Raw genomic sequence first — 19282 nt, 5'->3', positions numbered from 1 at the left:
TTTCCTCTCCCTTTATCTAGTAAATTAGTAACGTTATATAGTATAGCAAATTTCGCAGTATTTTGCAAGGAATTATATCTGAGATATTATGTATTATTTACAATTTTCTGTATAATTATAAGCAAATAATTGGTCACTATGCGGCTTTTATGCTAACATAGTGACCTTATTCCTTTTAATTGAATATTATACATTTAAAAAAAAATGCTGTTTTTTTTCAGTTGTCCGCTTCCAGCTGTTTTGTCAGATATCGCCCTACGATCTTTGAGAAATTTCCGATATCCCGGATATAGGCAAAATCCTTTCCAAAAATCTTCTTTTCCGCCGGAAGATCCTTCTCTTCACCTGCAAATACCCCCAGAACACTGACGCCCTGGCTCCGAAGACGCCGCACCTCTGTTGCAGTATCTGAAATGGCATATTTTCCCTGATAAGGGGCCGGATTTTTTGCATTGGGGCGGTTTATGATCACATCGTAGGGGCGTCCGTCACTTAAGATGATCAGGATCTTTTTTTCCTCTTCCCTCTGCAAAAGACTGTATCCCGCTGCTTTTATGGCAAGCCCGTCCCGATTATTGGAGGAAGTCACATAATTGAAAATATCCTCATCTGCCGAAACCGGATCATCATATTCCCGGAACCTGTGCAGGATCGTATGATCCCAGAATGTGCAGTAGCTCATAACCCGATGAGGGATGTCCACATTGCTCAGGGCAGAGCTGATCATATAAGCCTGCAGTGCCACATCTCCCTGCCGGCTCATCTGTGAACCACTGGCATCGATCAGTATATCCACCACAAAATCCGTATTGTCTCCACGAAGAATCCTCTTAAAAAGATTTGCCTCACAGCTTCTGCCTATACGCCACAGCCTGGAAGGAACGATAGTTCCCCGGTCTGATAGGACTTCCTGGTTTTCACTTCGGATCACCAGTGCTTTTTTCAGGAGTTCAGTCAATATGGCAATATTTCGTTTTGCAATTCTGTGCTTGTCATGATAGATCCATATGTTCTTATTACGCAGACGCTTTGCATACTGGTACTGATAATTATCACGAACCGGATTTTTCAGGATTCCTTCTGTAAAATACAGGCTGCAGTCTCCGTGTATTCCCCGGCACATAAGATGGTTCATTCTTTTTTCTTCCGCAGGTGTGAGATAGGTTTTTCCAAAATTCAGTTCCACATAGGTATGAGCTTTCTGAAGAGCTTCCTCTGAAATCACCGTGATCTTGTTTTTCACCTTACGTTTTTCTTCCATATCCTGTGTCAGTGAGGAATCTTCAATATCTGTCATCCGGTCTGTGAGCTTCTCCACGTAATTTTCCAGAGCTTCCTCATACATCTCTTCATTAAGGTAGTCTTCCCAGCCAAATTCCGTCAGTTCTTCCAGCGTCACCGCCATTACCCGTTCAAGGGAACCGTTTTTCTTCTCAAAGTCCGGATCGATGACCGCATTATAGAGGCTGTCGATGATCCAAATCAGTTCCATGGTGTCTCTGCTTTCTGCGCAGGCATAGATCTGATCCCGGAATGCAGACAGTTTTTTCTCCAGAGGCTGTACACTTCCTGTAAGTACATCACGGAATACTGCAATTTTCAGCCTGTCCAACAGCTTATCGTAGAAAGGCAGGTTTTCATATTCCTGATCCAGGATATCTTCCAGAGCTTTTTTTCTCATGCGGCGAACCCCGGGGCGCTCTTCACAGATCCGATCTCCCACTGCCGCTTCGATACAGAGCTGTGTCAGCCCGGTCAGCTCCGTCTCAGAGGCATCCAGATAGATTTTTTTTACAAGATAAAGGCCAAGCAGATTTTTGTCAAAATATCTGGCAAAAGCCCCCTGTTTGATCCCATCGTAAAGAGCGATCTCTTTTGAGCGGAGAAACAGCGATACATCCGGCTTCACATCCAGTGTATAGTCGCCGCTTACCGTCCAGAGGAGATTACGGATCCGGTTTTCCAGCTCCATCTTGTAATCTTCTATAGAAAGTTCTTCGGTCAGATCTTTATGCATAGACATCATCCTTTGTCCACTCTTCCGGGATCCTTGTACGGACTACATCGTCCACAATCTCCTTTTCAAAAATATCGAAGGTTTTGTTCACCACTCCCATCTGCACTGCTGCCAGAGGAGAAAGTCCTGCACGAACAATCTTCATGGCAGCCAGAAGTCCTCGAAGATCCAGCGCTTTTGTGGAGATCTCACTGTTTACGGATTTCTTCTGAAGATCCATAAATACACCGATAAACTGTTCCACTGCCTTTTCCTTTGCCTCCGGGAACATTTTGCGGAAAATAAATCCCAGGGTTTCTTCTGTCTGCGCTGGCATATCGATCACCAGGAAACGGGAAACCAGAGCTTCGTTCAGCTCCTTTGTTCCTGCATATCCGTAGTTCATGGTTCCGATAAAACGTGCCGCAGGATGAAGGTTGATCCGGTCATAACCCGGAACATCAATGGAGCGGCGATAGTCCAGAGTTGCATGAAGGACAGAGACCGCATCGTTCTTTGCCATATTGATCTCATCCAGAATACCGAAGCCACCATACTCGGCACACTGATAGATGCTGCCCTTTCGGAGGCAGACTTCATTGTTTACGAAGGTATCCGTTCCGATCAGGTCTCCGCTGTTTGTATTGACATGGAAAGAAACATTATAAACCGGACGGCCAAAAGCATATGCCAGATTTTCTGCCAGGATATTTTTACCCGTAGCCTTTGGGCCTGCAAGAAGAAGATTTTCTCCTTCCAGAAGTCCTGCAATGGCCATTTCCAGGATTTCTTTTCCGTAGAACGGTATGGACGGTCTGGTAACTCTGGCTGCAGCCCCCTCATCAACGTTATAATTTTTTCGAAACTCCTCGATACCGTGGATCAGGCTTTCGGAAACGTTCTGTTCTTTTAAAAATTCTAATTCTATCATATATATTTACTCCTGAATCTGATTGAATACCGCAGATATCCTCATCCGCAGTTATTATATGATCCTATGACGGATAACCGCTTACAGATTTTTTCTCCGCCAGGTAAAAAACGGGACAGATCTTATATCTGTCCCATCATTTGATTTCAAAGATGCCGCTGCACCCAGGGAACATCTCTTATTTCCTGTATTTTATTTAACCGATCATACCTCAAAGATCAGATCGCCGTAGGATGGCATCGGCCACATATCTTTATCTACGATCATCTCAAGCTCGTCTACAGGTTTTCTTAAAGCCTGCATTGCCGGTACCACGCTCTCTCTGAAGAATACAGCACGGTCACGTCCCTCTTCATGGGATTCCGACTCAGCGATCAGTCCGGAAAGCTTATCCATAGCTGTCTTGGTCTCAGCAAGAAGTGCGGAGGATTTTTCCAGAAGACTTGTCTGTACACTGACATCAAGCGCTGCGCTCACTGCCTTCACAGAATTGATGGACTCTGCAAGAACCGTTGTATAACGGATCACTGCCGGGATGATCTGCTTGGTAGCTACATCCACCATGGTCTTGGCCTCAATGTTGATGGCCTTTGCATAGCCTTCATACTGGATCTCTGCTCTGGACTCAAGCTCTGCTCTTGTAAATACATTAAAGGATTCAAAAAGCTTCACAGCCTTATCTGTAATCAGCGCAGGAATGGCATCTACCATGGACGGAAGGATCGGAAGTCCACGTCTCTTTGCCTCTGCCTCCCACTCCGGTGCATATCCGTTTCCGTTGAATACAATACGCTGATGCTGGATCGCATACTCCTTGATCAGGTCATGTACTGCAGTATCAAAATCGTCTGCTGCTTCCAGACGGTCGCATGCATCGCGGAATACTTCTGCTGAGATCGTGTTCAGAACTACGTTGCACTCGGAAATGGAATCACGGGAACCAACCATACGGAACTCAAATTTGTTTCCTGTGAACGCAAATGGTGATGTTCTGTTTCGGTCTGTAGCATCCTTCATGAAATCCGGAAGTGTCTTAACACCGGTATCCAGGATCTCGCCGGTCTTACTGTGTGTGGCGGTACCTGTGCTGATCAGCTGCTCCAGAACATCCTGAAGCTGCTCACCAAGGAATACGGAGATAACTGCCGGCGGTGCCTCGTTTCCTCCGAGACGTTCATCGTTTCCAACATCTGCTGCAGACTCTCTCAGAAGATCTGCATGCTCATCAACGGCTTTCAGGATACAGGTGAGAATAAGAAGGAACTGGATATTCTCATGAGGAGTTTTTCCCGGCTCAAGAAGGTTGATCCCGTCATCCGTTGTCAGGGACCAGTTATTGTGCTTACCGGAACCGTTAACTCCTGCAAACGGTTTCTCATGAAGCAGGCAGCGCATACCATGGCGGCTTGCAACTTTTTTGAGGATACGCATCATGATCTGGTTGTGATCTGCTGCAATATTTACCGGTGCGTAGATCGGTGCCAGCTCATGCTGTGCAGGTGCAACCTCATTGTGCTGTGTCTTTGCTGTTACGCCCAGCTTCCAGCACTCCTCGTTGACTTCCTTCATGTATGCGGAGATTCTCTGACGGATGGTTCCGAAATAGTGGTCATCCATCTCCTGTCCCTTCGGCGGCATAGCACCGAAAAGAGTTCTTCCTGTATAGATCAGATCTTTTCTCTGGAGCCATTTCTCCTTATCAACCAGGAAATACTCCTGCTCAGCTCCAACGGAAGGAGTTACTTTTTTTGATGTTGTATTTCCAAAAAGGCGAAGAAGTCGAAGTGCCTGTGTATTGACCGCTTCCATGGAACGAAGAAGCGGTGTTTTCTGGTCAAGCGCCTCTCCTGTGTAGGAGCAGAATGCTGTGGGGATACATAAGATCCCGCCGGCTGCGTCATGACGTACAAAGGCAGGTGATGTGCAATCCCATGTTGTATAGCCTCTTGCCTCGAATGTTGCACGAAGTCCTCCGGATGGAAATGAGGATGCATCCGGCTCACCCTTGATCAGCTCCTTGCCAGAAAAGCTTAAGAGTACCTTTCCGTCCTCTCTTGGCGCTGTGACAAATGCGTCATGTTTCTCGGCAGTAACACCTGTCAGCGGCTGAAACCAGTGACAATAATGAGTAGCACCTTTCTCAATAGCCCATTCCTTCATCTCATGTGCAACCACATCAGCGATCTCCATGGACAGCTCCTTACCCTCTTCTATTGTCTTTTTCAGTTCGCGGTATACCTTCTTCGGCAAACGGTCCTGCATAACAGAATCGTTAAATACATCGCAGCCAAAGATTTCCTTTACGTTGATATAATCTCCCATTTCTTCCTCCTTTTCGTTCCTGTATATCCAGTCTTTCTTATGAGGAAAGACATTTTCACCTCTGTATGATCACCTTGTCTTCGGATACCCGGATCATTCTTCGCTCTTCTGGGTAATCTCCTTAATCTCCTGCATTTTCTGGTTCAGCCGGCTTTTTTTCTGTTTCTTACGGCTGGTAAGATAAAGGTTCATGGCCTCATGAAGATTATCGATCTCCACACGGGTCTGATCTCCACCGAACTCTCCATCCAGCGTCCACGGAACAGCCTCCTCTGACTCTATCACAACATGCGCAGACTTAAAAGAATAGATCAGATCTGTATTATCCTCTGCAGTAAGAAGCGCAGTCATGATCTCCTGAAGCTCCAGCGGATTCTTCGGATTGGTGATCAGTGTCACCTCAAACAGTCCGTCATTCATATCCACGTTTTTTCCGGTAAGATTCTTAAATCCGCCTACAGATCTGGAATTGCTGATCATACCGTAGATAAAATCATTCTCCACAGTCAGCTCATCGGAGGTTACCTTCAGATGATAGGATTTCACCTCAAAAAGCTGCTTCATCCCTTCCAGCACATAGGCAACATGTCCCAGGATATTTTTCAGATCCTGGTCTGTCTCATAGGAAACATTGGTAAACAGTCCAAACGCAGCCACATAGGCAAATGTCTGGTTATTAAATTTACCGATGTCACAGTGATAGATCTGCTCCTCCATGATCATGGAGGCAGCTGCAGTCATACTTTTCGGCATAAACAGACTGTTGGCAAAATCATTGGTGCTTCCTGCAGGGATATACCCGATCGGTGTCTGGCTGCCCACTTCCACGATTCCGGTAACCACCTCATCCAGTGTACCGTCACCTCCACTGCAGGCGATCAGATCTACCTGATCTGCATATTCCTTCACCTGTTCATAAGCATCCTTCGGTCCCTGCGTGGCACGGATGATCACTTCGTACCCACCTTTATTAAAGATATCCACAATGTCCAGCAGATGCATCTTGATTCTTCCTTTTCCTGCTTTGGGGTTGAAAACAAAAAGCATTCTTTTTTTCATTATACAATCCTCATTTCCCGAAATGATTCGTTATGTCTATTCTTTTACTATGATAAAAAAAACGATGTAAAATGTCAATCTTAACTTTTCATATCTGGTCTTACCACAGGCAGCCGGAATTTTATAACAAAAAAAGTCCGAAAACCCAATAAAATTGAATCTTCAGACCTTTTGTTAAGTAGCGAGAGGGGGATTCGAACCCTCGACACCACGGGTATGAACCGTGTGCTCTAGCCAACTGAGCTATCTCGCCATATTCTTTTGTAACATGGGACCTATAGGGCTCGAACCTATGACCCTCTGCTTGTAAGGCAGATGCTCTCCCAGCTGAGCTAAGATCCCATATAAATAGCGAGAGGGGGATTCGAACCCTCGACACCACGGGTATGAACCGTGTGCTCTAGCCAACTGAGCTATCTCGCCATATCTTTTTGTAACATGGGACCTATAGGGCTCGAACCTATGACCCTCTGCTTGTAAGGCAGATGCTCTCCCAGCTGAGCTAAGATCCCATAACAGTTATTCGTCTTAGGAACTCTTCCATTCCGCAACTCGCTTTGCTATTATATAATGGTTTGTGACTTGTGTCAACAGTTTTTTTCACTTTTTTTAATTTTTTAAAAAATATATTCTTTTTTGTATTTTTACAGTGGCAGGGAGGTCTGAAATCCCCTGCCACTGCATGCAGCTCACGCAATCCTGGTATTATCTAAAGTACTCAACACCAGATTCAAAAATCTTGATATCCTGCTCTCCGTAGATATTGACAGCCACGCCTGCGTCACGACGCTCACTGTGTGCCATCTTTCCGAGAACACGTCCATCCGGGCTTGTGATACCCTCGATGTTCATATAAGAGCCGTTTACGTTAAACTCACCCTCATATCCTGTCTCATCTACCGGTACATACTCTGTTGCGATCTGTCCGTTTTCCTTGAGTTTCTTCAGCCACTCATCGTTTGCGACAAAACGTCCCTCACCATGAGAAGCCGGATTACAGTATACGCCGCCAAGCTGTGCTTTCTGAAGCCATGGAGACTTGTTGCTGACAACCTTGGTGTAAACCATCCTGGATACGTGGCGTCCGATGGTGTTGTAGGTCAGTGTCGGAGAATCCTCTTTCTGTCCGCAGATCTCACCGTACGGTACCAGTCCCAGTTTGATCAGTGCCTGGAATCCGTTGCAGATACCAAGAGCAAGACCGTCACGCTCATTGAGGAGCTTCATAACTGCCTCCTTGATCTTCTCGTTCTGGAACGCAGTAGCAAAGAATTTTGCGGATCCGTCCGGCTCATCTCCGGCTGAGAAGCCGCCCGGGAACATGATCATCTGTGCCTGATCGATGGCTTTCTCAAAGATCTCTACAGAATCATGGATATCTTCTGCTGTAAGGTTCTTGAATACCTTTACGTCTACCTCGGCGCCTGCTCTCTCAAATGCACGGGTACTGTCATACTCGCAGTTTGTTCCAGGGAATACCGGAATAAATACACGCGGTTTTGCAACCTTATGTTTGCATACATAGATGCTGTCTGCTTTGTAAAGGGAACCGTCATCTGCCTTGACGTCCTCGGTTCCTGCTGCTGTTTTAAATACATTCTCCAGAGTTCCTTCCCATGTGGAAAGCGCCTCTTTCAGAGTGATCTCTGTATCACCGTAGGTGAACTTCGCATTATCCGTAACCTCACCGATCACAGTATAGGTAATGGCAAGCTCACCGACTTTTCCATCCGGAACCTCACAGATGATATCGCCGAATGCCGGAGCAAAGAAATCTCTTGGATCAAGGTTATGCTCAATCTTTACACCCATGCCGTTACCAAAGGCCATCTTGCTGACTGCAGCAGCGATTCCATGACGGTCAAGTGCATATGCGGAGATCACACGGCCTGCCTGGATATCCTGGTGTAATTTATCATACTGCTCCATAAGAGCCGGGTAATCCGGAAGATCATAGGAATCCTTCGGTGCACGGAGCCATACCAGCTTGCTTCCTGCTTTTTTGAGCTCCGGTGTGATCACATCTTTTACCTTTGCAACATCCACTGCGAAGGACACCAGTGTCGGAGGAACATCAATGTCATTGAAGGTTCCGGACATACTGTCCTTACCGCCGATGGAAGGAAGGCCGAATCCGATCTGTGCCGCATAAGCGCCAAGCAGTGCGGAGAACGGCTGGCTCCATCTCTTAGGATCTTCTGTCATACGACGGAAGTATTCCTGGAAGGTGAAACGGATCTTCTTATAGTCACCACCGGTTGCAACGATCTTGGCAACGGACTCGGTTACTGCGTAGGCAGCTCCATGATACGGACTCCATGAGGAAAGGTATGGATCAAAGCCGTAGCTCATCATGGTAACAGTCTCTGTTTTTCCGTTCTGTACCGGAACCTTTGCAACCATGGACTGTGTCTCTGTCAGCTGATATTTGCCACCGTGAGGCATAAATACACTGCCTGCGCCGATGGAGCCGTCAAACATCTCCACAAGACCCTTCTGTGAGCATACATTCAGGTCAGCAAGAGTATCCATCCATTTTTTCTTTACATCTGTTACATCCGGACGTTCCTCGAAAAGATTTCCGTCCTTTGACGGGATCTCAACCTCAACGGAGGTCTCCTGATGTGCACCGTTGGTATCCAGGAATGCACGGGAGATATTTACGATCTCTTTTCCTCTCCAGTTAAGGACAAGGCGTGGCTCCTCCGTTACAACTGCAACCGGAACTGCCTCGAGATTCTCTTCATTTGCAAATTTCAGGAAAGTATCCACATCTTTCGGGTCAACTACAACAGCCATACGCTCCTGAGACTCAGAGATGGCGATCTCAGTGCCGTCAAGACCTGCGTATTTTTTCGGAACCTTGTCGAGGTCGATCTGAAGTCCCGGTGCCAGCTCGCCGATGGCAACGGAAACACCGCCTGCGCCAAAGTCGTTACATTTCTTGATGATATGGCTGACTTCCTCTCTGCGGAACATCCTCTGGATCTTACGCTCGGTAGGCGCGTTACCTTTCTGCACCTCAGCGCCGCAGACCTCGATGGAAGCCTCTGTATGGACCTTGGAGGAACCGGTTGCACCGCCGATACCGTCACGACCGGTACGTCCGCCAAGAAGGATGATGATATCTCCAGGATCGGAATTTTCACGGATGACCGCACGTCTCGGAGCCGCACCCATAACCGCACCGATCTCCATACGTTTTGCAACGTAGTCCGGATGATAGATTTCTTTTACAGCACCGGTTGCAAGACCGATCTGGTTTCCGTAGGAGCTGTAGCCGTGGGCTGCGCTGCGGACAAGCTTCTTCTGCGGAAGTTTACCCTTCAGAGTTTCCTTTACGGATACGGTAGGATCTGCTGCACCTGTCACACGCATTGCCTGGTATACATAGGTACGTCCGGAAAGCGGATCACGGATAGCTCCGCCAAGGCAGGTTGCCGCACCACCAAAAGGCTCGATCTCCGTCGGATGGTTGTGTGTCTCGTTCTTGAAGTTGATCAGCCACTCTTCTTCTTTCCCGTCCACGTCCACCGGTACCACGATACTGCAGGCATTGATCTCATCAGACTCTTCCTGGTCTGCAAGCTTGCCTTCTGCTTTCAGTTTCTTCATTGCCATAAGTGCAAGATCCATCAGGCAGACAAACTTATCCTCACGGCCCTTGTACATATCCTTATGGGCATCCAGATATTCTTTGTATGTTTTTTCAATAGGAGTCTTATAATCACCTTCGTCAAACTTCACGCTGGTAAGTTCTGTGGAGAAAGTAGTATGACGGCAATGATCAGACCAATAGGTATCCAGGACACGGATCTCTGTCATGGAAGGATCGCGTTTCTCTTCATTTCTGAAATAATTCTGGATATGCTGGAAGTCCTTAAATGTCATGGCGAGGTTCAGAGAAGCGTACAGCTCCTTCAGATCAGCCTCAGCCATATCCTTGAATCCGTCAAAAATCTTCACATCCTCAGGATCCGGGAATACGGTTACCAGTGTTTCCGGCTTCTCAAGACCTGTCTCACGGGAATCCACAGGGTTGATGCAGTGATGTTTGATCACCTCAAACTCTGCATCTGTAACGGTTCCTTCGATTACATAAGTAGTTGCTGAACGGATGATCGGTGCTGCATTCTCATCCAGGAACTGTACACACTGCACTGCTGAATCGGCTCTCTGGTCAAACTGTCCGGGAAGGAATTCTACGGAAAATACACGTGCGCCCTCTGCCACATCAAATTTTTCAAGATACAGATCATCTACCGGCGGCTCTGCAAATACGGTCTTGCAGGCTTTCTCAAATACTTCATCGGAGATATTCTCCACGTCATAACGGATCAGCTCACGGACTGCTGTCACAGTGCTGATACCAAGATAATGTTTGATCTCATGTTTCAGTTCCTTTGCTTTTACTGCAAAGGCAGGTTTCTTTTCTACATACACACGTCTTACGTTGCTCATAGAAGGCTCCTTTCTCTATATCCGATAATAAGGATGGTAAACGTGCAGAAAGCATTTCAGTCTTTCTTTTCTGCTGAAAATATAGTATCATAGGAAATATCATTAGTAAAATTAATATATCTTATATCATTTATAAGCGGAGGATTTTTCACATATGGATATCAATCTTGAACTTTACAAAGTGTTTTATTACGTGGCCACGACGCTGAGCTTTTCGGAGGCTTCCAGACAGCTTTTTATCTCACAGTCTGCAGTAAGCCAGGCCGTCAAAAACCTTGAAAAAAAGCTGGGCCATACTCTGTTTGTGCGCAGCACCAAACGGGTCATCCTGACTCCGGAGGGAGAGCTTCTCCTCCAGCATGTAAAGCCGGCCCTTTCCATGCTAAACGAGGGAGAGGCTGTCCTTTCCGGAGAAGGAAATCTTACCGGTCAGCTGCGGATCGGTGCCAGCGATACTCTGTGCCGCTATTTTCTCATCCCCTATCTCCGCCGTTTCCACAAGGATCATCCGGAGGTACGGATCAAGATCATCAACAGTACCTCCATCGGATGTGCGGAGCTTCTGGAAAACGGCCAGGCTGAACTGATCGTCACCAACTACCCGAATTCCCGGCTTTCAGCCCACACCAAGCTTCAGACTGTGCTGGAATTCCGGGATATCTTCGTGGCAAATCCGGACTATTTCACCATGGGCAAATCGCCTCTTTCCATGGAAAATCTTCTGGATTATCCCATCCTGATGCTCGCTCCAAAAAGTACCACCAGCGAATATCTTCATCAGGTGTTTGCAGCCCAGGGACTGAAGCTGCTGCCTGAGGTTGAACTGAACAGCAACGATCTGCTGATCGATCTTGCAGAGATCGGACTTGGTATTGCCTGTATCCCGGATTATATGCTCCGCAACCGTCCGGGTCTGGAACCTGTCCATCTGAAAACACCTCTGCCCGCAAGAAGTGCCGTGATCGCTCATCATGAAGCACTGCAGCTTTCCCAGGCTGCCCAGTGCTTTCTTAAATATTTTTCCCAGATCTGATACGATCAAGTTCCTGCCGCTTACTGCTTTTCGCGATCGAAGCAGGATACTTCCCTGATTCAGTAAAAAAAGCCACCGGAATCTGCCATAAGGTTATTACGATCCTTATGTACTCAATTCCGGTGGTCTTTTCTGTTATTGATATCGGTCAGATATTATTCTTATTACTTACGCTTCAGCCTTCGGCATCACGTCTGCTGCCGCAGTGATATACTCATTCTCGATCTTACTGAACAGACCGCTGTCTGCAAGCTCTGCAAGCTTCACGTCAATCGGCATCTTGCCCAGGACCGGAACCTTCAGTTCTGCAGCGATCTCATCGATATGGCTCTCGCCAAAGACCTTGATCTCTTTTCCGCAGTCCGGACATTTCACATAGCTATAGTTCTCCACGATTCCAAGGACCGGAACCTTCATCATATCAGCCATGTTATAGGCCTTCTTGACGATCATGCGGACCAGATCCTGCGGAGAAGTAACGATCACGACACCCTCGATCGGCAGGGACTGGAATACTGTCAGCGGAACATCTCCGGTTCCTGGCGGCATATCTACAAAGAGATAATCCAATTCACCCCAGATCACATCACTCCAGAACTGTTTTACCATATTTGCAAGGACCGGACCTCTCCAGATCACCGGTGTCTCCTCATCCGGGAGAAGAAGGTTTACAGACATAACCTCGATTCCGTTTGCAGTTGGCATCGGATAGATCCCATTGTCACTGCCCTGTGCATTGCCCTTGATGCCATACATCTTCGGGATGGACGGACCGGTGATATCAGCATCCATAATGCCCACTTTATATCCCTTGGAAGCCATCAGATTTGCCAGGGAGCCTGTTACGAAGGATTTACCCACACCTCCCTTTCCGCTGACAACTCCGATCACATGTTTTACGTCAGAAAAAACATTTGGTTCTGCCATGAGGCTCTGGGGCTGTTTCTGTCCGCAGCCTTCACAGCTTGATTTGTTGCAGGATGTATTGCTACACTCTTTTGCCATAATAGATTCCTCTCATTCTTTGTATTTACACAGACAGAACTGGCTCTCTGTCCGTATATTTTTTCTCATTCACGATCTCTTATGAACTCCTTACCTTACTTCATAAATCTGTCGATCGCTTTTTCCAGTTCCCTGATAGCATCCCTGTCTCCATGCTCCACGGCATCCACAATGCAATGCTCTATATGATCCTGCAGGATGATCTTGCCTGTATTATTGATCGCAGATTTTACGGCTGACAGCTGGATCAGCACTTCGCTGCAGTCACGTCCTTCCTCCACCATACGCTTAATGGATTCCATATGCCCGATGGCCCTGGAAAGTCTGTTGAGTACGGCCTTGGTCTGTGCGTGGCTGTGATGATGAGGATGTGTGCCATCGTGAGTATGCACATGTTCCTGATCCCCGTGGGTATGTTCAAGAACGGTTCCATCCTCGAGAACGTGCACATGTGTTTCTTTCATGTGTATTTCCTCCTTCAGATCTCCGTGAAAGAACAGCGCTGCCGGATCATAGATGTCTGAATGTCAAAAATGATGGTTCCGTCTTCCAGTACTGTCTTCTCGTAGGAGACATCCTTCCCCTGAAATTTCTGTTTCACATACGCTTCCGGATCTGCAATCTCCACTTCTTCCACAAATACATCACGCATCTGATTTCTCGGACATTTGTTAAAAATTTCCCAGATTACTTCGTACTCTTTCATCTGTGCCTGTTCCTTTCTTAGTCATCCTATCCATTATAATAATTTTATGTTTTTTTGTCAAAAATAATTGCACTCACGCAAATATTGTCGTATGATACATATTAAAAATATTACTGCTCTGTCCGTGGGCAGTAAACATATATTAATGTGATAAATCAAAGGAGATAAATTTCATGCAGCTTTTAAAAGACAGAATTCTGACAGACGGCGTAGTAAAAGAAGGAAATATTTTAAAAGTGGACAGCTTCCTGAATCATCAGATGGATATTGACCTGATCAACGAGGTCGGCAAAGAATTCAAGAAACGTTTTGACCACTGTCCAATCACCAAGATCCTTACCATCGAGGCTTCCGGTATCGGTATTGCCTGTATTGCGGCACAGTATTTCCATGTACCGGTTGTATTTGCCAAGAAAGCACAGAGTGTGAACCTTGACGGCGCGATGTACACCACCAAGGTAGAGTCTTTCACCCACAAGAAAGTTTACGATGTGATTCTTTCCAAGAAATTTCTCGGACCGGAAGATCACGTACTCCTGATCGATGATTTTCTTGCCAATGGCTGTGCACTTCTCGGTCTGATCGACATCGTTAAGAAATCCGGCGCAACTCTTGAAGGAGCCGGAATCGTTATCGAAAAAGGCTTCCAGTCCGGCGGACAGACCATCCGTGACATGGGTATCCATCTGGAATCCCTTGCTATCATTGATTCCATTGCTGATGGCAAACTTGCTTTCCGTGAATAAGATTTATCATAAAAAATACTCCTGGAAACTTATATACATTGTTTCCGGGAGTATTTTTATTTTTATCACAGCCAGATCATGATATCATTTCTGATCTATGCATCTGCACCCTTTTCCGACTTTTCTGAAGGTGTCGGAGTTACTGTTTCCTCCGGTGTCGGTGTTCCGGAAATTTCCGTTTCTTCCTTTTCCGATGAAGCCGATGCAGCTTCCGGTGTATTTTCATCTATATCCGGTTCTTCCGTCACCGCAGCTTCCGATGTCACTGTCGGCGTTGGTGTGGCAGTTGCCTCCGGCATAATCTCTTTTTCTTCATAATATCCGTCATCCACAAGCATCTGATAATTATCTGCATCGATCAGCTGGATATCACTGGTCACAGTTCCCACGATCTTGGTCCCGTTGTCATACTGCTCATAATCGGAGATCTCCGGCTTCTCCCCTTTCAGAAGAGCATCCACCATCGTCACACAGTCATTTGCCAGTACACGGTTATCAAACAGCAGATCATCCTCAATCTTTCCCTGGATCACAGCGGTCACTGCTTCTGCCTCACATCCGCCTCCTGTGATCATAGGCCAGCCATCCTCTCCAGACACATGTCCTGCATCCTCCAGGGCATCCACAGCCCCAAGTGCAAGGTCGTCGGCACCTGTGCAGATAATATCCGGCGCACCCTCTGTATAATTCTGAGAAAGGATCTCCGCCATATCATTCTTTGCAGTATTTCTTCCGGAACGCATCACTGCAGTATCATCAAAGGTCAGCTTTCCTGAAGTACATACCAGTGTTCCGTCGTCGAAATATTCCTGAAGCTTCTCCATCACGCCATTATAAAAGAACAGTGCGTCACGATCATCCGGAGAGCCCATAAGGAACTCAATGGTCAGAGTTTTCTTTTCTTCCCGGGCTTTCTCCAAATCCATTTTTTTTATGATGGAATCTCCCACCATTTTTCCAGCTTTTCTTGTATTAAAGGTAACATAATAGTTGACCTTATCTGTATCCATGATCAGCTGATCGTAAGAAATCACAGGGATAGATTTCTCATTCACCTGCTCCAGCACATCGTTCAGGCTATAAGCATCTGAAGGTGCGATGACAAGTGCAGAAAGCTCTTCATCGTCCAGAATGGACTGGATCTGTGATACCTGCGTATCACTGTCCTCATCTGCCCAAAATATCTCTGCATCATATCCATCATCTTCCAGTGTATTCTGAAGAGTTTCTCCATCAGCAGACCAACGGGGATCATCTGCTGATGAAGGCAGAAACACACCTACTTTCTTATCTGCTGCCGCAGTTTCTTTTGCTTCTTCTTTTTCTTCTTCCTCTGCATCATTGCTGTTTTTGGCTTTTCCTTCCGGGTCTTCAGACTCCACACTTTCATTGGCTGCCTCTGTCGCCTCTTTGTTTTTTCCACAGCCGGAAAAGGCTGCTGTAAAGACAAAAGCTCCCACAAGCAGGATTGCTGTTTTTTTCTTCATGATCAAATCTCTCCTATAAGCCTTTATAGTCCTTTGCCAGTGATTTCAGATAGTCTCTGTAGGCGGCTGCAGATTTCTTGGGTTTCAGGATACGTACACTGCCGCCCATCCCGGTCAGCCAGCCGTAGAATTTTCCATTTTCCGGAAGCTCTGCAGTTACCGTCAGATCTCCGCTATCTTTCATCTTATATTCTGCATCTGTGCCGAAAAAGTCACGCACCTCCGCCTGTACAGCTCCGGTACAGAGAAGTTTTATTTCTTTTTTTATGGTTCCGGCTGAAGCCTCAAGAAGCTTCCGGTACCCTGTCACAGAGGTCTCATGAATATCTTTAGTTTCATGAATCTCCTTAGCTTCCGCAGTCAGCCCGGGTTCTTCAGACGGCTGTTCCTCTCCGGCACTCTCACCGGCAAGATAATACCCACCCGGCCGTTCTCTTGTATAACGGATATCCATTCCAAAAGAACGTAATACCTCCACATCATCATAAATGCTCTTTCGCTCTGCACGGATTCCCTGTTTCTCAAGATTCTCAAGGATCTTCTGCATAGATATTACCCGATGCTCCCCTGTTTCCCGCAGCATTTTTTCAAGGTACAGGATCTTCGCCTTCTGATTGTTTGATTTTGCCATACTGCCCTCTTATCCTTCGTTTTTTACAAAGCGATGGAAAATATAGGAGTTTGCCTCCTGTTCCTCGCTGTCGTCCAGTTTCTCAAGTTCGATCTTTTTACCGTATTTCTTTTCCAGTGCACGGCTGATCAGAAGATCTGCAAGCTGCGGGTTCTTGGGAAGAAGCGGTCCGTGAAGATACGTACCGATCACATTTTTGTATACAACCCCTTCCTCACCGGATTGTCCGTCATTTCCGTATCCTGACAGAACCTTTCCCAGGGATCTGTTGTTTCCGATGGTGGTACGCCCTCCATGATTTTCAAAACCTACGATGGGCATATCAAAAAGATCGCTCTGCATCACAATGTTTCCAATAAGGCGGCCTTTTCCCTGCTCAGTGCTCATATCTACAAGCTTCAGACCCTCGATCATCCCCTGATCCGTCTTATAATAATTTCCAAGGAGCTGATACCCTCCACAGATTGCGATCACAACCCCATTGTCTTCCACATACGCCTTGAAATCCTTCTGGATTTCCTTCAGCTTTTCACATACCAGCATCTGTTCTCTGTCGGAGCCACCGCCAAGAAGTACGATATCCAGTTTGGAAAAATCGATTCTGTCATCCAGTTCATAAGCTATGGTTTCTGCCTCGATTCCTCTCCAGAGACAGCGCTTCATCAGACACTGGATATTTCCTCTGTCACCGTAAAGGTTCAGAAGATCCGGATATAAATGCCCTATCGTTATCTTCATTTCTCACCCTCCAGTTTCTTCAGGATATTTCTGGTGCCAAACAGCGCCGTATAATTTACAAGTACATAAAGATTGCCGCATCCATCCCCGATTCGTTTGCGGATGGCTGTCTCCACATCATTTTCCAGCATGGACGGGATATCCACATATTTCAGACGGAGGCGCATATCCTGACACCGGATACCACTGACTGTGATGGAATTGATATTGTCCCCTCCGAAAAGATCAAAATCCACATCCCAGAGCCAGGAGATATCTTTTCCATCCTGTGCATTATCATTGATCACAATGATGATATCCTTTGGTGATCCGTCCTGCATCACAGCTGAAATGTTCTGGTTAAAACCGGCCGGATTCTTGGCAAGATTCAGAACAACACTGGTGCCCTTGATCCGAAACTGTTCATTGCGTCCGTTCTCCGGATTAAACTTCCGGAGCATCTCATTAAAATGCTCCGCCTTAAAGCCTGCGGTACGAATTCCCGCATAGGCAGCCAGAATATTATACACATTATAGAATCCCTTATAATTGGCCACGATCCGTTTATCCTCCACTGTAAAGGCGATCTGATCATCCACCTTCACATCTGTGGCATCAAAGTCGATCTCCGGACGTTTAAAGCCGCATTTCGGACATCTGTAGTCTCCCAGCTGACTGTAATGATAGAAGCTGTAGATCAGCTTTTCTCCACAGCACTTACAGAACCGGCCCTCACGGATCTCGTTTGTTTTGTTCTCGATCACCGGTTTGCTGATCCCGTAGGTTACAAAAGGATTTCCGCAGTCCATGGCAAGATATGCAGACAGTGCATCATCACCATTGACAATGACCTTCATATCCGGAACCTTTTTCATCATTTCTTCCAGGATGTTCATAGTGATATCGATCTCGCCATAACGGTCCAGCTGATCACGGAACAGATTGGTCATAACCATATAATCCGGTCTGATCCTTGTGAACACATGTCTTGTGGATGCCTCATCCACCTCGATACAGGCATAATCCGCATCCAGTTTTCCGCTGAATTTTGCCCCCAATACAAAGGCTGCCACAACTCCGTTGAGCATGTTGGAACCGGTATGATTGCAGATGACCTTTTTTCCCTCTGCCTCAAGGCCTGCGCACAGCATGTTATTGGTTGTAGTCTTTCCGTTTGTTCCGCATACTACAAATATTTTTTCTCTTACCTGAGAAGAAAGCTCTTCCAGGATATCCGGACAGATCTTCATCGCGACCTTACCGGCCCAGGTCACACCCTGCCGGCCCATAAGCTTACAGACATGTCCTGTGATCTTTGCTGCCATCACAGCAATGGTTGTTCTTATTTTCATAATCTTCTGATTCCTTTGTTTTTATTTCTCTTACCACAGATCTTCCGCTGTCAGGAAATCGGTACAGATTCCTTCTGCTCCCTGCGAAATGTATCTTCTGGCCTGGTCACGGTCATTAACCGTATAAACATACAGACTGATCCCGTTTTTTTCAAAGATCTTCTCCGTTTCTTCTGACCAATACTCCCAGTATACTGTTGCTGCCGGAATTCCCTTTTCTTTACAGAAGGATGCAATATGCTCCAGCTCTTCCACAGAATACTCCTGCCACAGTGAATATACATAGGAAGGAAAAGAATAGAGCATGGCCGTTCCGGGAAACATTGCTTCATTGTAGATTTCCGGAATGATCCGGTCCAGCGTCTCACCGGCACCTGCATTCCTGGCGATTTCCACATAATCACTGTAATCCTCCAGTGTTCTCTGATAATTGCGAAGAGAATACTGTTTGGAATCGATCAGCACATATGCATCCGGATAATCTTTCAGAAGAAGGAAAAAATCCTCCAGTGTCATGGGGGTGTATTTCCCATATATTTTACTTTGTCTGAATTCCTTTTCTGTAAGGACTTTTTTTCCGTTGCCATCCCACTGTCCCATGGAATCATACCAGTTATGCCTGCAGACCCATACTCCATCGGATGTCCTGGAAAGATCCAATTCAAAAAGACGAACTCCCTGTTCATACATGAACAGAAATCCCTCTCTGGAATTCAGGTAATCCTTTCCGTCCATACCTCCCAGAGCATGTGCAATGGTCCTGTAGTCCTTCCAGCTAAATCCTCCTGATGTATTCCGGGCAGTTTCTGTTTCCGGGAAACTTCCTCCCAGAAGAA

15 protein-coding genes and 4 tRNA genes are annotated in these 19282 nt (G+C 46.4%); 2 read left to right on the top strand and 17 right to left on the bottom strand.

Annotation, left to right across the window (positions count from 1 at the left end):
- Nucleotides 1-217: 217 nt before the first annotated feature.
- The 9 genes from V9W66_RS14560 to V9W66_RS14520 all read right to left on the bottom strand — a co-directional run bounded on the left by V9W66_RS14560 (nt 218) and on the right by V9W66_RS14520 (nt 10769).
- Entirely contained in the window at nt 218-2017 is a 1800-nt protein-coding gene (locus tag V9W66_RS14560) for a nitric oxide reductase activation protein (RefSeq protein WP_186292815.1), read from the bottom strand.
- Entirely contained in the window at nt 2010-2927 is a 918-nt protein-coding gene (locus tag V9W66_RS14555) for an AAA family ATPase (protein ID WP_144094271.1), read from the bottom strand. Before V9W66_RS14555 ends, V9W66_RS14560 begins: the two co-directional genes overlap by 8 nt.
- 204 nt (nt 2928-3131) lie before the next feature.
- Entirely contained in the window at nt 3132-5249 is a 2118-nt protein-coding gene (locus V9W66_RS14550; RefSeq protein ID WP_144094272.1) for a glutamine synthetase III family protein, read from the bottom strand.
- A gap of 93 nt (nt 5250-5342) precedes the next feature.
- A complete protein-coding gene (locus tag V9W66_RS14545; protein ID WP_144094273.1) occupies nt 5343-6308 on the bottom strand; it encodes a diacylglycerol/lipid kinase family protein in 966 nt (321 codons plus the stop codon).
- A 179-nt stretch (nt 6309-6487) separates the two neighbouring features.
- Nucleotides 6488-6561 (bottom strand) — tRNA-Met (locus V9W66_RS14540).
- A 16-nt stretch (nt 6562-6577) separates the two neighbouring features.
- Nucleotides 6578-6650, bottom strand: a tRNA-Val gene (locus V9W66_RS14535).
- Between the two features lie 7 nt (nt 6651-6657).
- A tRNA-Met gene (locus tag V9W66_RS14530) sits at nt 6658-6731 on the bottom strand.
- A 16-nt stretch (nt 6732-6747) separates the two neighbouring features.
- Nucleotides 6748-6820 (bottom strand) — tRNA-Val (locus V9W66_RS14525).
- 193 nt (nt 6821-7013) lie between these two features.
- The gene (locus V9W66_RS14520) at nt 7014-10769 is read right to left on the bottom strand and encodes a phosphoribosylformylglycinamidine synthase (RefSeq protein WP_144094274.1); all 3756 of its coding nucleotides are present in this window, start codon (nt 10767-10769) and stop codon (nt 7014-7016) included.
- 154 nt (nt 10770-10923) lie between these two features.
- On the opposite strand from V9W66_RS14520, the gene V9W66_RS14515 reads away from it, so the two are divergent.
- Entirely contained in the window at nt 10924-11802 is an 879-nt protein-coding gene (locus V9W66_RS14515; protein WP_021650784.1) for a LysR family transcriptional regulator, read from the top strand.
- A 168-nt stretch (nt 11803-11970) separates the two neighbouring features.
- Here the strand turns inward: V9W66_RS14515 and V9W66_RS14510 are convergent, their stop codons facing one another.
- The 3 genes from V9W66_RS14510 to V9W66_RS14500 form a co-directional block, all read right to left on the bottom strand.
- Nucleotides 11971-12807 (bottom strand): Mrp/NBP35 family ATP-binding protein, encoded by an 837-nt coding sequence (locus tag V9W66_RS14510; protein WP_015526958.1) that lies wholly within the window; start codon nt 12805-12807, stop codon nt 11971-11973.
- Nucleotides 12808-12902: 95 nt separating this feature from the next.
- Complete coding sequence (locus tag V9W66_RS14505) at nt 12903-13271, bottom strand: metal-sensing transcriptional repressor (RefSeq protein ID WP_144094276.1); 369 nt, start codon at nt 13269-13271, stop codon at nt 12903-12905.
- A gap of 14 nt (nt 13272-13285) precedes the next feature.
- Nucleotides 13286-13513, bottom strand: a complete 228-nt coding sequence (locus tag V9W66_RS14500) for a hypothetical protein (RefSeq protein ID WP_015526956.1) — start codon at nt 13511-13513, stop codon at nt 13286-13288.
- A 173-nt stretch (nt 13514-13686) separates the two neighbouring features.
- On the opposite strand from V9W66_RS14500, the gene V9W66_RS14495 reads away from it, so the two are divergent.
- On the top strand, nt 13687-14259 hold the full coding sequence (locus V9W66_RS14495) for a xanthine phosphoribosyltransferase (RefSeq protein ID WP_144094277.1): 573 nt from the start codon (nt 13687-13689) through the stop codon (nt 14257-14259).
- Nucleotides 14260-14354: 95 nt separating this feature from the next.
- Here the strand turns inward: V9W66_RS14495 and V9W66_RS14490 are convergent, their stop codons facing one another.
- The 5 genes from V9W66_RS14490 to V9W66_RS14470 are packed head-to-tail and all read right to left on the bottom strand — an operon-like array spanning nt 14355 to nt 19181.
- On the bottom strand, nt 14355-15746 hold the full coding sequence (locus V9W66_RS14490) for a substrate-binding domain-containing protein (RefSeq protein ID WP_144094278.1): 1392 nt from the start codon (nt 15744-15746) through the stop codon (nt 14355-14357).
- A gap of 13 nt (nt 15747-15759) precedes the next feature.
- Nucleotides 15760-16377, bottom strand: a complete 618-nt coding sequence (locus V9W66_RS14485) for a WYL domain-containing protein (protein ID WP_015526952.1) — start codon at nt 16375-16377, stop codon at nt 15760-15762.
- Between the two features lie 9 nt (nt 16378-16386).
- The gene (locus tag V9W66_RS14480) at nt 16387-17115 is read right to left on the bottom strand and encodes a type 1 glutamine amidotransferase (RefSeq protein ID WP_015526951.1); all 729 of its coding nucleotides are present in this window, start codon (nt 17113-17115) and stop codon (nt 16387-16389) included.
- Entirely contained in the window at nt 17112-18446 is a 1335-nt protein-coding gene (locus V9W66_RS14475) for a MurT ligase domain-containing protein (RefSeq protein WP_144094279.1), read from the bottom strand. Before V9W66_RS14475 ends, V9W66_RS14480 begins: the two co-directional genes overlap by 4 nt.
- Nucleotides 18447-18476: 30 nt before the next feature.
- Nucleotides 18477-19181, bottom strand: a complete 705-nt coding sequence (locus tag V9W66_RS14470; protein ID WP_243121751.1) for a phosphatidylinositol-specific phospholipase C/glycerophosphodiester phosphodiesterase family protein — start codon at nt 19179-19181, stop codon at nt 18477-18479.
- Nucleotides 19182-19282: the final 101 nt, after the last annotated feature.

This window comes from Blautia massiliensis (ex Durand et al. 2017) (assembly GCF_051861785.1).
Lineage (GTDB): Bacteria > Bacillota > Clostridia > Lachnospirales > Lachnospiraceae > Blautia_A > Blautia_A luti_A.
The sequence above is the reverse complement of the archived record's forward strand: the minus strand, read 5'-3'. Positions and strand labels throughout refer to the sequence as shown.

What these genes read in the sequence shown, in the direction of transcription:
- V9W66_RS14510 (WP_015526958.1), bottom strand. Translation starts at nt 12,807, where the DNA reads ATGGCAAAAGAGTGTAGCAATACATCCTGCAACAAATCAAGCTGTGAA.
- V9W66_RS14470 (WP_243121751.1), bottom strand. Translation starts at nt 19,181, where the DNA reads ATGGACGGAAAGGATTACCTGAATTCCAGAGAGGGATTTCTGTTCATG.
- V9W66_RS14545 (WP_144094273.1), bottom strand. Translation starts at nt 6,308, where the DNA reads ATGAAAAAAAGAATGCTTTTTGTTTTCAACCCCAAAGCAGGAAAAGGA.
- V9W66_RS14480 (WP_015526951.1), bottom strand. Translation starts at nt 17,115, where the DNA reads ATGAAGATAACGATAGGGCATTTATATCCGGATCTTCTGAACCTTTAC.
- V9W66_RS14555 (WP_144094271.1), bottom strand. Translation starts at nt 2,927, where the DNA reads ATGATAGAATTAGAATTTTTAAAAGAACAGAACGTTTCCGAAAGCCTG.
- V9W66_RS14475 (WP_144094279.1), bottom strand. Translation starts at nt 18,446, where the DNA reads ATGAAAATAAGAACAACCATTGCTGTGATGGCAGCAAAGATCACAGGA.
- V9W66_RS14500 (WP_015526956.1), bottom strand. Translation starts at nt 13,513, where the DNA reads ATGAAAGAGTACGAAGTAATCTGGGAAATTTTTAACAAATGTCCGAGA.
- V9W66_RS14520 (WP_144094274.1), bottom strand. Translation starts at nt 10,769, where the DNA reads ATGAGCAACGTAAGACGTGTGTATGTAGAAAAGAAACCTGCCTTTGCA.
- V9W66_RS14560 (WP_186292815.1), bottom strand. Translation starts at nt 2,017, where the DNA reads ATGCATAAAGATCTGACCGAAGAACTTTCTATAGAAGATTACAAGATG.
- V9W66_RS14490 (WP_144094278.1), bottom strand. Translation starts at nt 15,746, where the DNA reads ATGAAGAAAAAAACAGCAATCCTGCTTGTGGGAGCTTTTGTCTTTACA.
- V9W66_RS14505 (WP_144094276.1), bottom strand. Translation starts at nt 13,271, where the DNA reads ATGAAAGAAACACATGTGCACGTTCTCGAGGATGGAACCGTTCTTGAA.
- V9W66_RS14515 (WP_021650784.1), top strand. Translation starts at nt 10,924, where the DNA reads ATGGATATCAATCTTGAACTTTACAAAGTGTTTTATTACGTGGCCACG.
- V9W66_RS14550 (WP_144094272.1), bottom strand. Translation starts at nt 5,249, where the DNA reads ATGGGAGATTATATCAACGTAAAGGAAATCTTTGGCTGCGATGTATTT.
- V9W66_RS14485 (WP_015526952.1), bottom strand. Translation starts at nt 16,377, where the DNA reads ATGGCAAAATCAAACAATCAGAAGGCGAAGATCCTGTACCTTGAAAAA.
- V9W66_RS14495 (WP_144094277.1), top strand. Translation starts at nt 13,687, where the DNA reads ATGCAGCTTTTAAAAGACAGAATTCTGACAGACGGCGTAGTAAAAGAA.